The organism is Marasmitruncus massiliensis (genome assembly GCF_900186535.1).
In the GTDB taxonomy this organism is placed as follows: Bacteria; Bacillota; Clostridia; order Oscillospirales; family Ruminococcaceae; genus Anaerotruncus; species Anaerotruncus massiliensis_A.
The window spans coordinates 144,562-158,519 of the sequence record NZ_FYDE01000003.1; the positions used below are offsets into that span (position 1 = coordinate 144,562).

General features: G+C 48.0%; 13 protein-coding genes and 1 pseudogene. 13 read left to right on the forward strand and 1 reads right to left on the reverse strand.

The window, feature by feature from the left end:
* Window positions 1–350 precede the first annotated feature (350 nt).
* The 11 genes and pseudogenes from ltrA to C1A10_RS01980 all read left to right on the forward strand — a co-directional run bounded on the left by ltrA (window position 351) and on the right by C1A10_RS01980 (window position 11,307).
* Window positions 351–2,228 carry a group II intron reverse transcriptase/maturase gene (ltrA, locus tag C1A10_RS01930; RefSeq protein ID WP_101908613.1) on the forward strand — a complete coding sequence of 626 codons (1,878 nt, stop codon included), beginning with the start codon at window positions 351–353 and terminating at the stop codon, window positions 2,226–2,228.
* A gap of 210 nt (window positions 2,229–2,438) precedes the next feature.
* Window positions 2,439–2,693: pseudogene (locus C1A10_RS18680) on the forward strand (type VI secretion protein); the annotation flags it as partial.
* The gene (locus C1A10_RS01940; protein ID WP_101908614.1) at window positions 2,693–3,160 is read left to right on the forward strand and encodes a hypothetical protein; all 468 of its coding nucleotides are present in this window, start codon (window positions 2,693–2,695) and stop codon (window positions 3,158–3,160) included. The pseudogene C1A10_RS18680 and the gene C1A10_RS01940, both read left to right, overlap by 1 nt.
* Window positions 3,161–3,175: 15 nt before the next feature.
* On the forward strand, window positions 3,176–4,234 hold the full coding sequence (locus C1A10_RS01945) for an amidoligase family protein (RefSeq protein ID WP_101908615.1): 1,059 nt from the start codon (window positions 3,176–3,178) through the stop codon (window positions 4,232–4,234).
* A 10-nt stretch (window positions 4,235–4,244) separates the two neighbouring features.
* Entirely contained in the window at window positions 4,245–4,745 is a 501-nt protein-coding gene (locus C1A10_RS01950; RefSeq protein WP_101908616.1) for a gamma-glutamylcyclotransferase family protein, read from the forward strand.
* A 6-nt stretch (window positions 4,746–4,751) separates the two neighbouring features.
* Window positions 4,752–5,837, forward strand: coding sequence for a M23 family metallopeptidase (locus C1A10_RS01955; RefSeq protein ID WP_101908617.1), 1,086 nt, complete (start codon window positions 4,752–4,754; stop codon window positions 5,835–5,837).
* Window positions 5,838–5,852: 15 nt separating this feature from the next.
* The gene (locus C1A10_RS01960; RefSeq protein ID WP_101908618.1) at window positions 5,853–6,227 is read left to right on the forward strand and encodes a DUF3846 domain-containing protein; all 375 of its coding nucleotides are present in this window, start codon (window positions 5,853–5,855) and stop codon (window positions 6,225–6,227) included.
* Window positions 6,228–6,241: 14 nt separating this feature from the next.
* Window positions 6,242–6,502, forward strand: coding sequence for a DUF6103 family protein (locus tag C1A10_RS01965; RefSeq protein WP_101908619.1), 261 nt, complete (start codon window positions 6,242–6,244; stop codon window positions 6,500–6,502).
* 417 nt (window positions 6,503–6,919) lie between these two features.
* A complete protein-coding gene (locus C1A10_RS01970; protein WP_101908620.1) occupies window positions 6,920–7,342 on the forward strand; it encodes a hypothetical protein in 423 nt (140 codons plus the stop codon).
* Complete coding sequence (mobP3, locus tag C1A10_RS01975; protein ID WP_101908621.1) at window positions 7,342–10,221, forward strand: MobP3 family relaxase; 2,880 nt, start codon at window positions 7,342–7,344, stop codon at window positions 10,219–10,221. The genes C1A10_RS01970 and mobP3 overlap by 1 nt, the downstream gene beginning before the upstream one ends.
* A gap of 144 nt (window positions 10,222–10,365) precedes the next feature.
* Complete coding sequence (locus tag C1A10_RS01980; RefSeq protein ID WP_101908622.1) at window positions 10,366–11,307, forward strand: DUF3991 and toprim domain-containing protein; 942 nt, start codon at window positions 10,366–10,368, stop codon at window positions 11,305–11,307.
* 102 nt (window positions 11,308–11,409) lie between these two features.
* Here C1A10_RS01980 and C1A10_RS01985 read toward each other — a convergent pair whose 3' ends face one another.
* Window positions 11,410–11,694 (reverse strand): hypothetical protein, encoded by a 285-nt coding sequence (locus C1A10_RS01985; protein WP_101908623.1) that lies wholly within the window; start codon window positions 11,692–11,694, stop codon window positions 11,410–11,412.
* A gap of 150 nt (window positions 11,695–11,844) precedes the next feature.
* Here C1A10_RS01985 and C1A10_RS01990 point away from each other — a divergent pair, with 150 nt between their 5' ends.
* Both C1A10_RS01990 and C1A10_RS01995 read left to right on the forward strand, forming a co-directional pair.
* Window positions 11,845–13,671 (forward strand): VirD4-like conjugal transfer protein, CD1115 family, encoded by a 1,827-nt coding sequence (locus tag C1A10_RS01990; protein ID WP_101908624.1) that lies wholly within the window; start codon window positions 11,845–11,847, stop codon window positions 13,669–13,671.
* Window positions 13,672–13,684: 13 nt separating this feature from the next.
* Entirely contained in the window at window positions 13,685–13,951 is a 267-nt protein-coding gene (locus C1A10_RS01995; RefSeq protein WP_101908625.1) for a helix-turn-helix domain-containing protein, read from the forward strand.
* Window positions 13,952–13,958 lie beyond the last annotated feature (7 nt).

Here is a 13,958-nt window from a genome sequence, read left to right on the forward strand (position 1 = left end):
GTAGTCTTTGGGGGTACTCGCTCACGCTTGAAATAACGTGGGAAAGCATACGCCAACTGTAATTCAAAGTATGCTCAATTTTCACGGTGTAAGGTAACAACCTAAGGGTTCAGCATAAAAAGATAGAGATTTAGGAACGTTTGAGAGCCTGCACACGGAGTGTTACAGCACGATGAAATGTGCAGGAAGTCAGCCGTCCCATAGTAGTCCGAGATTGGGAAAGCCAATTACATGAGGCTGAAATGCCTCACGGCGAAGGGGACGAGTCAATTTGATTAACAGATTTCAAAACCGAAAATCCGTAACTCCCTGAAATATGGGTAGCGAACTGCAAAGGAAGTGATTGCTTTGTGCATATAAACGCTGGATTTTCAAACGAAACAGAGCTTAGAAAATTAACCGATCTGCTGTACGAAAAATCCAAACAAGGCACTACGTTCACAGGTTTAATGGAAGCGATTTGTAATGAAGTGACAATCATTACGGCAATTCACAATATCAAAGCAAACGCAGGCAGTAAAACCGCAGGGGTTGATCGCAACAAAATGGACAAGTACCTGCAAATGCAAAAAGAAGCGGTGATAGAACTAATTTCTCGCACTGTAAGCAACTATAAGCCCAAGCCCGCCAAGCGAATCTACATCGAAAAGGCGAACGGTAAACAAAGACCTCTGGGCATTCCTACTGTGCTTGACCGCATCATACAGGAGTGTATCAGAATTATCATTGAACCAATATGCGAAGCAAGATTTTATCCGCATAGCTATGGGTTCAGACCGTATCGGGCACAAAAGCACGCTGTACGAGACATCGTGAACATCATTAACGGTTCAAACAAGTCGGACAGTATGCCGACCTATGCGTTAGAGGGCGATATAAAAGGCTGTTTTGACAACATCAATCACAGAATACTTCTAAGTAAACTATGGAAAATGGGAGTACACGACAAGCGACTTTTAAAAATCATAAGTCAAATGCTAAAAGCTGGATACATGGAAAAAGACCTATTTTTCGACACATCGGTTGGAACTGGTCAGGGTAGCGTCCTGTCTCCGTTGCTGGCAAATGTATATCTCAACGATTTTGATTGGTACGTCGGACGCAAATACTATCACCCTTTCCCGAAACTCAACCTAAAAAGCAGTGACATGAGAAAGCTACGGCAACAGGGTGTTTTCCCGAAATATAACATCCGTTTTGCCGATGATTGGGTTATCCTCACCACTGCTGAAAAGGAAGCACACAGGCTGAAAAAGGAGCTCACCAAATACTTCAAGCACCGTCTGAAGCTTGATATATCCGAAGAAAAGACGGTCGTAACAAACATGAAGTGTGATGGGGTGAAGTTTCTTGGGTTCAAAATCAGAGTAGCGAAAAGCGAGAAAAACAAGGGCAAACAGATAGTTCGTTGGGTGGCAAAACCCTACCCTGACTACATCAAATTGGGCAAAAAGGTTAAAAACTTGCGCTCAGCAATTCAGGAAATTAAGGAGCATAAGGCACTGAATTGTCGGGTGGCTCAAATTGAATATGTGAATTCGGTCATCATGGGCATATCGGAATATATCAAAAGCAGTATCAGTTCCCATGCCTTTAACATGATTGATTACAGGGTAAACAACATGGTGTTTGCAGTTTGGAAGCGAATGTACCCCAAGAATTATTTGCAGATGAAGGTGGAGTTGCAGAAACTGAGCAACCTTCCTGCAAGGCACGAGGGGCATGAAACCAAAACTTTTGCTGTGAATTATCAAGGTAAGTGGGTAGGTATCACCTATGCATTTCTCACCCATGTGCAGTATGAAAAGAAACCCTTTAACCAAAATATGACACCGTATACTGCCGAGGGGAGAATGCTCTACCAGAAATACTGTTCTGCTAAAAAGCAATTTCTGCGTGACCGCCCTGCTCTGTATAGCCCAGACCTACTCAAAATGTCAGTCTACAAAAGCAAATACAATTTTGAATACTACATGAACCGTGAATACGCCTTTAACCGAGATAAAATGGTTTGTCGCTGCTGCAAACAACCACTTTTACACACAGAACAACGTGAATGTCACCACGTTAATCCTACCCTTCCATTGAATCAACTGAACAAAGTTCCCAATTTAGCGTGGGTTTGTACCGAATGTCATAAACAGATACACGGTAAGGAAATTCCACAAGGTACAGAAGTCAAAATCAAATGCAAAATCATTTCGTTTAGAGATAAACTTAACAACTGAAATCTGTTAAGCGACCATACGCCGTGAGGTCTATGGTTGTATGAAAGCCCAAGAGGGCTATGAAATCAAATTGATGGTGCGCCGGGTGCGCTGAAAGGCGCATGCCCGGTGTGAGGTGGGGGAAAATTCGGAGATAATTTCAAAGAATTACCTATCACAACAAAGTATCTACCCTGCGTATGCCTTACGGCAACGCAGGGATGGTACACATTTGCCATCCCCGGAATTGCCGAGCTGACAAAGCCGCTGTTTTCTATTCCAACCCATGCATTTTTGTTCAACGCAGGCAATATTGACAAGCGGTTTTATATGGACACCCTCCAGCTTGAAGAAAGCGAATACAATCTGATCTGCTTTCCCCAGCGTGGTGTATGCCTGTACAAGTGTGGTAATGAACGGTACAATCTCGCTGTTCATGCTCCTATCTATAAGGAAAAGCTCTTCGGAAAGGCGGGCGGACGATAATGAGAAAAGCAACAGAATATGAGCAGCTCTTGACGGTCATTCTTGAAGATTTGCGTATGTGCTTACGCTATACGCCCAATCGTGAGAATGACCTTTTGTGCTTTATGGAGCAATACCTCAAAGCACAAAGTGATGCTCGCCCCAACATTTTAGAAAATTTACGCGCCTGCATGGATGGTAAAGCCTACCCTAATCCCTATGCCGATTATCAGCATTATGGCGAGACTGAAATCAGCCTGCTGGAACATCTTCTCCGAGGCTATCCTGAAGATATGCAGAGCTCTGCCGACAAAGGGACTGTTCTGACAAACCTCATTGCTACAATAAATGACCTGCAGGATAGAAGCTTAGGTCAGCTCATCGACCGCTGGAGAAAGGATCACCTGATACAATTACTGGTTTTGGCGGCCAAGGAGGAAGGCTACCCCCCACTGGTTTCTCTCATCGACTCTCAGTGCCGATGGTAAGGACGGTGATGATAATTGGATTTAAGAGAACAAAACTTCGGCATAGAAATTGAAATGACAGGCATTACTCGCCGCCGAGCCGCTGAAGTCGTTGCTGAATATTTTGGCACACGCTCCATCTATGATGGTGGCGGTTATGATGCCTATCATGTCGCAGATAGCGAAAACCGCAAGTGGAAAGTGATGAGTGATGCCAGCATTATGTGCCAGAGGAAGGACGGTAACCGTAAGGTAGCGGCAGGGCGAGAATACAGCGTAGAGCTAGTCAGCCCAATCTGTGTATACGATGATATTGAAAAGATACAGGAAATTGTGCGAGCCTTACGGCAAGCCGGCGCCTTCGCCAATGCAAGTGTAGGCATTCATATTCACATCAATGCCGCTCCGTTTGAAACAAAGCAGCTTCGCAATCTTGTCAATATTGTAGCTGCCAAGGAGGATATGATCTACAAGGCGTTGCAGGTGGAATCTCGCAGAGAACAGAGATATTGCAGAAAAATTGATGCCGGTTTCTTGGAGCGGATCAATCGGGAGAAGCCAACCACCCGTGACCACCTCAAGCGTATCTGGTACAACGGTGAGGATGGCAGCTACCAGCATTATCATGATAGCCGCTACCATTGCCTAAATCTGCATTCGGTGTTCCAAAAGGGAACCATTGAATTTAGAGCCTTTAACTCGGGTGATTCCGGGAGCAAGGGTGCTATTCACGCAGGCAAAATCAAAGCATATATTCAGTTTTGCATGGCCATTACCGCACAGGCATACAACCAGAAATATGCCAGCCCCACCAAAACCGTTTCGGAAAATGAAAAGTACACCTTTCGTGTGTGGCTTTTGCGCCTTGGCATGATTGGAGATGAATTCAAATCTGCGCGGACCCATTTGCTTAATCACCTGGAGGGCTGCATTGCATGGAAGGACCCTGCACAAGCGATTGCTCAGAGAGAGCGGCTTCGCAAAAAGAGAGAGGAAGAATTGACACAAAGCCAGCAGCCGGAAACAGAATTTGATACAGAGCAGGAGCAATCCACCGAGAATGCCCCTGCTTTTTCTATGTCCATGACTATGTAGGAGGTGCAATTTGAGCAAAGATAAAATTTATGTTGCTTATGGCAGTAACCTGAATCTGCCCCAGATGGCGCAGCGATGCCCTACCGCCAAGGTGCTTGGCACATCGGAAATAAGAGATTATGAGTTGCTATTTCGGGGCTCCAGAACCGGCTGCTATGCTACCGTTGAACCCTCAGAGGGCAAGACTGTGCCGGTGCTCTTATGGAGCGTGAAACCCCAAGATGAAAAATCCCTTGACCGCTACGAGGGCTATCCCTTGTTTTATGATAAAGAAGCAATGACGCTCTCCCTTGGCGGTAAAGAGGTCAATGCTTTTGTCTATGTGATGAACGAGGGACATCAGCTTGGAATGCCCTCACAGCATTATGTGGATGTGATTGCAGAGGGCTACCAGAGTGCAGGGCTTGATTTGAATATTTTGCAACAGGCCATCACGGAAACAGCCCAGCGAATGTCGGAAGAACCGGAGCAGCAAAGTATGTTTGGATTCGGCGGCATGAAATGGCGGTGATGAACTATGGCTAACCCTGCAACAATCGGACTGGCGGTTAAAGCTGCCGCCGCTCTGTCTGATGAACGGCTGCGCAAAACCATCGGCTGGATCATTGCCGCCATCCTCTCTCCTCTCGTTTTACTGCTGGTCATCATTTGCTCGTTGCTCTCCGGCACGGCGGATCACAACAATACTGCTGTGGGCTTGTGCTTTGATGGCGGCGTGATTTCGGGCAATATTCCCGAGAGCTACCGTAGCTATATTGAGGATATGCGCGGCAGCTTCACACTTCTGGACGGCAGTATCGTCAGCATCAATTCCGAGATGGAAGGCAGCGATAGCCTTGATTCAGTGAGAATCAAGGCTATTTTCTATTCTCTGTTTTTCGGCGCTGATAGCCCTTCTCGCAAAGACCACCGTCGCTTTGCAGAGTGCTTTGTCACCTATGAGGAACGCACTCGCACGGTGGAAAACGAGGATGGTACTACCAGCGAGGAAACCTACACTGTGGCAGTTCCCATTAGGGAACTGCCCGTGGTATACGCAAACATCTCGGCGGCTATGGAAATTTCCATCACGCCCGAAAACCAAGCTAACGCTTCGGAAATCTATTACCGTGTGCTATATGGCAGACCGGCACCCACCTACGGACAGGAATTTGATGAATGGTCAGACGGCCTGCCACTTTCGGACGCACCGTTTATCGGAGTGGACGGTTTCTGTTCCCCGTTAGGTGAGAATTGGCGCAGCATGGTTACCTCGGAGTTTGGCTACCGCAAAGACCCCTTTACTGGGCAGACCAAAGGGCACAGCGGCCTCGACCTCGGCGCTGGAAAAGGCACACCCATCCGAGCAGCACTGCCGGGAACGGTGTATGTGGTGCGCTATTCCACCAGCGGCTATGGATACCATGTGATGGTCGACCACGGCGGTGGTTTTGTTACTTTATATGCTCACTGCTCCAAAATTCTCGTCACCGAGGGGCAGACAGTGAATGTCGGAACGGTCATTGCCGAGGTGGGCTCTACCGGCCGCAGCACTGGTAATCACCTGCATTTTGAAGTGAGAATTAACGGAGAGAAGCAGAATCCCAGAAGCTATTTGCCGTAAGGAAGGAGTTCGAATATGAAAGAAAACAAGATAAAAGTGTTGAGCGTTGCACCGGGACAGCCGCCTGCTGTCAAGGAAATCGGCAACGACCTTGCCAGTTTGCAAGCCGAAGTTGGAGGACTGATTGAATGCATCAGCTTCCCCAACGGCTGCGTGGTGGTGTGCAATGAGGAAGGCAAGCTCAATGGAATGCCGACTAACAGACGGCTGGGTGCGGACATCATCTGCGGCCCGTTTTTTGTTTGTGACACCATCCGAAACGGAGATTTTTCCTCACTGAGTAAAAGCAAAATTGCGGAGTACAGCAATCTCTTTGCCGAAGTTCCTGCTTTTAGCGGGGCGGAACCGGAGCTTGAACCTCGCATGACCTTTATCGGATTTAATTATTAAGGAGGATTTACAGTATGAAGAAAGAGAACATCACCATCAGCATGGAGGCTGATAAGCTCCGTGCAACCAAGCGTTACATGGAGAAAAAGGATGCCGACTTGGAGGGTGAGCTGGCGGACGCTTTGCAAAAGCTCTATGAAAAATATGTGCCTGCCCCCGTGCGAGAGTATATTGACGAGGGCGGCGAGGATGCCCCCGCACCGGCGAAAAAGCAAAAAGAAAAAAGTAAGGCAACTGCCGCCGCAAACAGCGGCACTGTGACACCGAGCCTGTAAGGTGGAGAGCTTCTCACCCAACCGTTGCCGCCCTGTCGCCCCTGTGTGGGCTTTTGGCAGGCGGGGTGGCATCTGTACACCCTCACACCGCTTCAAGGACGGTGTGAGGGCTTTGTGCCGAGGTGTGGCAATCGCCCCCATCCGCCAGCATAATCACGCTGAACCCCCCGGTCGAAAATAGAGCAGGAGAAAGCGAGGTGCTGTAAACGCACCTCACGGTCACAGCGGACGGCAGTGCCGACCGCTTCTAAGGCGAAAATACAGCATTTTTGCACGACGCATTTCTTTTGCCAAAGGTGCTGTAAATCGGCTTTTTCGCTGTCCAAGGTGCTGTAACCCACATGAAAGCCCCACCGCATCAGCATTTCTAAGGTGCTGTTTGGGGTGCTAACACAAAACAGAAGGAGATTTGAGTCTATGAATGAAAATAGAAACGAACTAAAGCAGCGGGTAGTGGCATGGCTCTACCCGGATATGATTAAAACCATGGAAGCCATGATGCAAGAAAAGGCCATGAAGAATCACACCGAATTTGTTTCCCAGGCAGTGGACTTCTATATCGGATATTTGAGCAGCCAAAACAGCACGGCTTTTCTCTCACAGAATTTGCTGGGAGCGATTCAGGGCACTCTGCAAAACACCGAAAATCGTGTGGCAAATAATCTGTTCCGCCTGTCGGTGGAGATCAGCATGATGATGCATCTGCTGGCAACCACGCTGGAGGTTACCGATGATGAGCTGAGTAGTCTCCGTGGCCGATGCGTTGCCGAAGTGAAAAAGACGAGAGGTAAAATCAAGCTTGATGATGCAGTGCAGTTCCAACAGGGTGCTGATCTTTAATGGCAAGGCTGGTCATTAAAAACGGATACCTCAAGGGAGGTAAAGCTGCCGCACACCTTCATCATCTGGTGAAATATATTGCTACCCGTGATGGCGTAGAAAAGATTCCGAATGGTCGGGAGCTGTGGCATAGCACAAAAAACCAGCAAGCACTCATTGCACACATCGTTTGTGAGTTTCCGGAGAGCAAGGAATCATTGGAATACGAGGACTATATCGCTCAGCCTAACCGTGAAAATGCTTCTGAGTTTATCTCTATCACGCTGGAGCAGCACATTGAACAAATCGGTGACCGAGAAAAATATCTCGATTACATCGCAAATCGTCCTCGCGTAGAAAAATTTGATACCCACGGTCTGTTCACAGCCAGTGATACGCCGTTGGTGATGGAGCAAGTAGCAAACGAAGTGTCAGAGCATACCGGAAACGTGTGGACGCCGATTATTTCTCTGCGCCGTGAAGATGCGGACAAATTTGGATTTGAAAATGCGGCGGCGTGGAAAGCACTAATTTCCTCCAAGGCAATGGAATTTGCGGATAGCCTAAAAATTCATCCGGACCATCTAAAATGGTATGCGGCCTTTCATAATGAATCCCACCACCCTCATGTACACATGATTTGCTACAGCACAAATCCGCAGGAGGGCTACCTCACCAAGCCGGGCATTCGCAAAATGAAGTCAGCACTGTCAACTGAGATTTTCCGCCAGGAGCTGATACCGCTGTACGGAGAAAAAACGCAGCGGCAGGATGAGCTTGCCAATCAGTCACGCACGGCACTTCGGGAATTGCTTGTACGGATGCAAGGCGGTACCTTGCAAAATGAAAAGATAGAACAGCTGCTTACACACCTCGAAGAAAGACTGAAACACACCACTGGCAGAAAGCAGTATGGCTATCTTAAAGCGGAGTTAAAAAATGTGGTAGATGAAATCGTGGACGAGCTGGCTCGGGATGAGCGTGTGGCGGAGGCCTATCGTCTGTGGCAAGAGGTAAAAAGTCAGATTAATCATTTTTACAGTGATCAATCGTCAGAGCCGCTCCCGCTTTCCAAATGTGATGACTTCAAATCCATCCGTAATATGGTCATCAAGGAAGCCATACAGCTTGCAGACGGTACGCTCACCTTTGAAGAACCGACCGCTATGGACTCCGCACTACCGGAACTCACAACAGATGATGATATACCATCACCCTCAATGGAGGATGATACTGCCGAGCCGGAGTATTCCCCGCGGCAAGAGCGAATTGGTCGGTCTGGATATGGCAACAAAAGTAAACACCTAAACTGGTGGACGGACGAATACAAGCTGGCAAAACAATGTCTGCATGGTGATGAGGACAAGGAAATTGCTCAAGATTTTGAAAAAGCGCAGGAGCTGTTGCTTTCACAAGCGGGGCAGGATAATCCTCTCGCTATGTTCGACCTCGGAAGAATGTCTGCTGACGGTCTTGGCTGTGAAGCTGATACCGATGTTGCTCAGCAGTGGTACGCAAAAGCCCTCGCTACTTTTCAAATTGCTGAAGCGGAAGAAACTTGGAAGTACACCGAATATCGTATTGGCAAAATGTACGCAGCGGGGCTTGGCACTGAGCGGGACTACGAAGCAGCGGCGCACTGGCTCACCTCGTCTGCCAATGAAAAATATAAGTATGCCGAATATTCTCTTGGCGGTCTGTACTATCATGGCAAAGGCGTGGAACAAAATCATGAAACCGCCCTTGACCTGTACATCCGCTCGGCAAGCCAGAGCTTTCCCTATGCCAGCTTCGAACTGGGTAAAATGCTCCGTGATGGGATCGGGTGTGCAAAAAACAAATTGGATTCCGATAGCCGCTTTGCAGAAGCCTTTGTGGGTTTCACTTCTTTGGAGCAGCAGAGCCATGACGATAAACTCCAATACCGACTTGGCTGGATGCTACTAAATGGCATCGGCACAGAAAAAGATGAAGCGGCGGCGAAAGTCTACTTGGAAAAGTCGGCATCGGTGGGAAACCCCTTCGCCGGTTACCAGCTTGCAAAACTCATTCTCTCCGATGAAGCCGCTCTGCCGCAGGACGTTCAAAAGGCGTTGGTGTTTTTGAAGCAGGCGGTGGCGGTCGAAAATCCCTACGCACAATATTTTCTCGGCAAGCTCTATGAGAAAGGTCAGCACGTTCCACAAAATGTTGTAGAAGCGATACAGCTTTATAAACTGTCGGCCGCACAAGAAAACGGCTTTGCGGCATACCGTCTCGGCAAGCTCTATCTTGGCGGTGAGGGTGTGCTAAAAGATATGGAGCAAGCACTACGCTGGCTACATTTTGCCGCAGATAAGAAAAATCAGTTTGCGGAATATGCCCTCGGCGCTCTCTACCTCAAGGGCGAGAATATTCCCAAAGATGCTGAAAAGGCAATCTTGTTTTTTAAGAGAGCCGCCCAGCAGCATAACCAGTTCGCACAGTATCGGCTGGGCAAGATTTATCTCACGGCTGAGGATGCGCCAAAGGATGTGGAAACGGCAATCCGCTACCTCACCAGTGCCGCTGAACAAGGAAATCAGTATGCGCAGTACACTCTCGGCAAGCTGTATCACATCGGCAAGGACGTACCGAGAGACAAGGAAACCGCCGTCCGGTGGTTCGCACTGGCGGCGGTGCAGGGGAACATCTACGCTCAATTTTTCCTCGACCATATCAACGAGTTCAAAGGCCCGTCTGTGATGCTGGCCGCCACAAGGTTACTCCATCACATGAGTCGTATCATCGGTGACACCGCACCGGCACGAATGCCGCCAAACCCACAGGTGGATCGTAAACTGATGCAGAAAATCCGTGCCAAAAAGCAGGCGCAGGGTCACGCCCGAGATGACCACGAACAAACTATGCATACACTTTAAAAATTGGAGGAATCCCATGAATAAGCAAAAACAGATTGTAAAGTTGTTGCCCAAGAATAAAATATTGCCTCAATTGCGCCGCCCGGTAAAAAGGGCGGCGCTTTTTCATCGCAAGGGCAGCAGAAACAGTTAAAGGAGGGCGCTATGACAACCTATGTGCATTTTACAGACGAGCAGAAATATCTCGCAAATAATGTTGATCTTGCCGATTTTCTAACCCGACAGGGTGAAAAGCTGATTGCCAGCGGCAGAGAAAAGCGGTTGGCATCGGATCACAGCATCACCGTCCGAGGTAATGAGTGGTACGACCATGCCATAGAAAAGGGCGGCTATGCCATCGACTTTGTGCGCCAGTTTTATAACATCTCATTTCCCGAGGCGGTGACTATGCTGCTGGGCGGCGAACAGGGGCAGAGCTACCAGCCCTCCGATCAGAAAAAGCAGGAGCCGAAAAAGTTCTTTGCACTACCGGCCACCCACACCGATATGCGCAGAGTGTACGCTTACCTTGTCAAAAGCAGGCTCATTGACCGCGAGGTGGTGTCTTTCTTTGCAAAGCAGAAGCTCCTATATGAATCTTGTGAAAAATCCAAGGATGGTACCAAGGAATATCACAATGCCGTGTTTGTCGGCTTTGATGAAAACGGTATCGCCCGCCATGCCCATAAGCGTGGACTTTATACCGAGGGCAAGGGCTTCAAGGGCAATGTAGATGGTGGCCTACCTCAATACAGTTTTCATTACAACGGCACAGACAATATGCTGTTTGTGTTTGAGGCACCCATTGATATGCTTTCCTATATCACCCTGCATCCGCAGAACTGGCAGCACCACAACTATGTGGCTCTTTGCGGTGTGGGTGGTCAGGCAATGATGAAAATGCTTGAACTCAATCCACAAATCCAAGAGGTGTCACTGTGCCTTGATAATGATGACGCCGGACATAAGGCATCGGAACGACTGGAAAATCAGCTTGTAGAAAGCGGATGCCAGTGTCGCAGACTAATCTCTCAGGAGAAGGATTGGAACGATGACTTGATAAATGGTCAGCAACAGCAAAGTAACTTTGAAATGAAAATGTCATGAAAAAAAGGCAGAGTGGCTTTACAGCCGCTCTGCCTAAACCTTTAGGGTTATAAGCTTGGTTGTGTACCAATGTATTTCAGTAAGTAGTGCATTCAAAACGAATTAGAAAATGAGATTTAATAATTGGTCGTATATCGCTTGGTCTACATTAGCCAGACACCTTTTACCGTTTTTAAATTTGATCTCCACTTTAGTAATTTTTAAACCGAACACTAAAACTAAATCTGTATTGCTATCAATCACATTAATGCTTTCAACGGTATTTTTATTGAGTTCTATCTTGGTATTTCCCAATAGACCATTTTTAATCAAAACAATTTTTTTCCCGGTGAGGGATAACTTTATTTCCCCACCTTTATAATCACCAGCGACTATATTTTTACCCATAATGTTCACCTCGTCAAATATAAAATTAATTTACTACCGCTCGAATCAACTCACTTCGAGATCAAAAAACATTTTCTACATGACCATCTGCAATGCAGGCGTTTTACATTATTATACAGCGCAATGATAGAATTGGAAAGGAGTATCCTCATGCACGAACCTGTATTCATTCTCATAGCCGCAGGTGTCATCATGTTCGCCGTTATCGGCGGCTTATCCCTGCTGGCGCATTATTACACCTTAAACGGCATCAAGTCCCGTACCGTGGGCGACGGTCAGCATGGCACGGCGCGCTTTGCCACTAAGCAGGAAATCAAAAACACCTACCAGCACATTACGTTTACACCCAAGCTGTGGCGTCAAGGTTTAGCATTACCACCGACAGACCGGCAAGGGCTTATCTTGGGCAGCACAGGCAAGAAAGGCGAGGTCACCGCACTGGTGGACACCGATGATGTCCACTGCCTTATGATTGGTGCATCCGGCGTGGGCAAGACGGCATTTTTTCTCTATCCAAACCTCGAATATGCCTGCGCCAGCGGCATGAGCTTTCTAACAACCGATACCAAGGGTGACCTCTACCGCAACTATGGCGCAATCGCCCATGACCACTATGGCTACCATGTGGCGGTCATCGATCTCCGTAATCCCACCCGCTCAGACGGCAATAATATGCTGCATCTTGTCAACAAATATATGGATGTCTATCGCGCCGATGAAAACAACCTTGTGGCAAAGTCGAAAGCGGAGAAATATGCCAAGATTATCGCTAAGACCATCATCAATGCCGGGGATGAAAACTTTGGTCAAAATCAATTCTTTTACGATGCGGCGGAGGGCTTGCTCACTTCGGTTATTCTACTGATTGCGGAATATCTGCCGCCCACTGAGGTGGATGGCAAAAAGGTGGACTGCCGACACATTGTCAGCGTGTTCAAGCTGGTGCAGGATTTGATTGGCCCATCCAATGTCAAGGGCAAGAGCCAGTTTCAGCTCCTCATGGATAAATTGCCGAGTGACCACAAGACCCGCTGGTTTGCGGGTGCTGCTCTCAACTCCGCTGAGCAGGCTATGATGTCAGTACTATCCACTATTCTGTCCCGACTCAACTCATTCCTCGACTCGGAAATGGAACAAATTTTGTGCTTCGATACCGCTATTGATGCGGAAAAGTTCTGCAAGGAAAAGTCTGCACTGTTCATTGTTTTGCCGGAAGAAGATCTGACCAAATATTTCATGGTATCGCTTATGATTCAGCAGCTCTACCGTGAAATCCTTGCGGTGGCCGATGAAAACGGCGGTAAGCTGCAAAAGCGCGTTGTGTTTTACTGTGACGAGCTAGGCACGTTGCCAGCCATCCAGTCACTGGAGCTGATTTTTAGTGCTAGCCGGTCGCGCCGGTTGACTATGGTGCCGATCATCCAATCCTTTGGGCAACTCGAAAAAAACTATGGCAAAGAAGGTTCGGAAATAATTGTTGACAACTGCCAGGACACTATCTTCGGCGGCTTCGCACCCAATAGCCAGACTGCCGAGATTTTGTCCAAGGCAATGGGTAGCCGCACCGTTATGAGCGGAAGCATCAGCCGCGGCAAGAACGACCCCAGCCAGTCATTGCAAATGATGGAACGCCCGCTGATGACGGCGGATGAGCTAAAATCCATTCCAAAGGGCAACTTTGTAGTGATGAAAACCGGTACCCACCCGATGAAAACTAAGCTGCGCCTGTTTTTAGATTGGGGCATTATCTTCGATGGCACTTATACCGTGTCGGAGCGTGCTCATCGTAAGGTTTCCTATGCCGACAAGCAGGTATTGGAGGAAAATATCGCTCGAAAGCACGCTGCCTGCGTGGTGGTGGATGAGGATACCGGCGAACTACTGGAGCTGCCCACAGGAACCGGCATACTGCATACCCCTGTAGCAGAGCAGACGCAGGAACCCCTAAAACGCAAAAGCCATGTCAGAACCCAGTGAAAGGAGTGAATAAATGAGCTATTTTAATCGTATATACACAGCCTCGCCCGATGAACTTCCTCATCGGGCGAGATCTGTCTATATGTATCTTAAAGATCGCACTGGCAATGGATCAGACTGCTGGCCTGCGGTAAACACCATTGCTACCGATATGAATCTCTCTCGCAGTACCGTCAAGCGCGCATTGAATGATTTGGTCAAAGCGGGACTGATTGAAAAGGAACCTCGCTATCGGGAAAACGGCAGCAACACCAGCAATCGGCTCGTTTTGAAAAAATAAACTACCG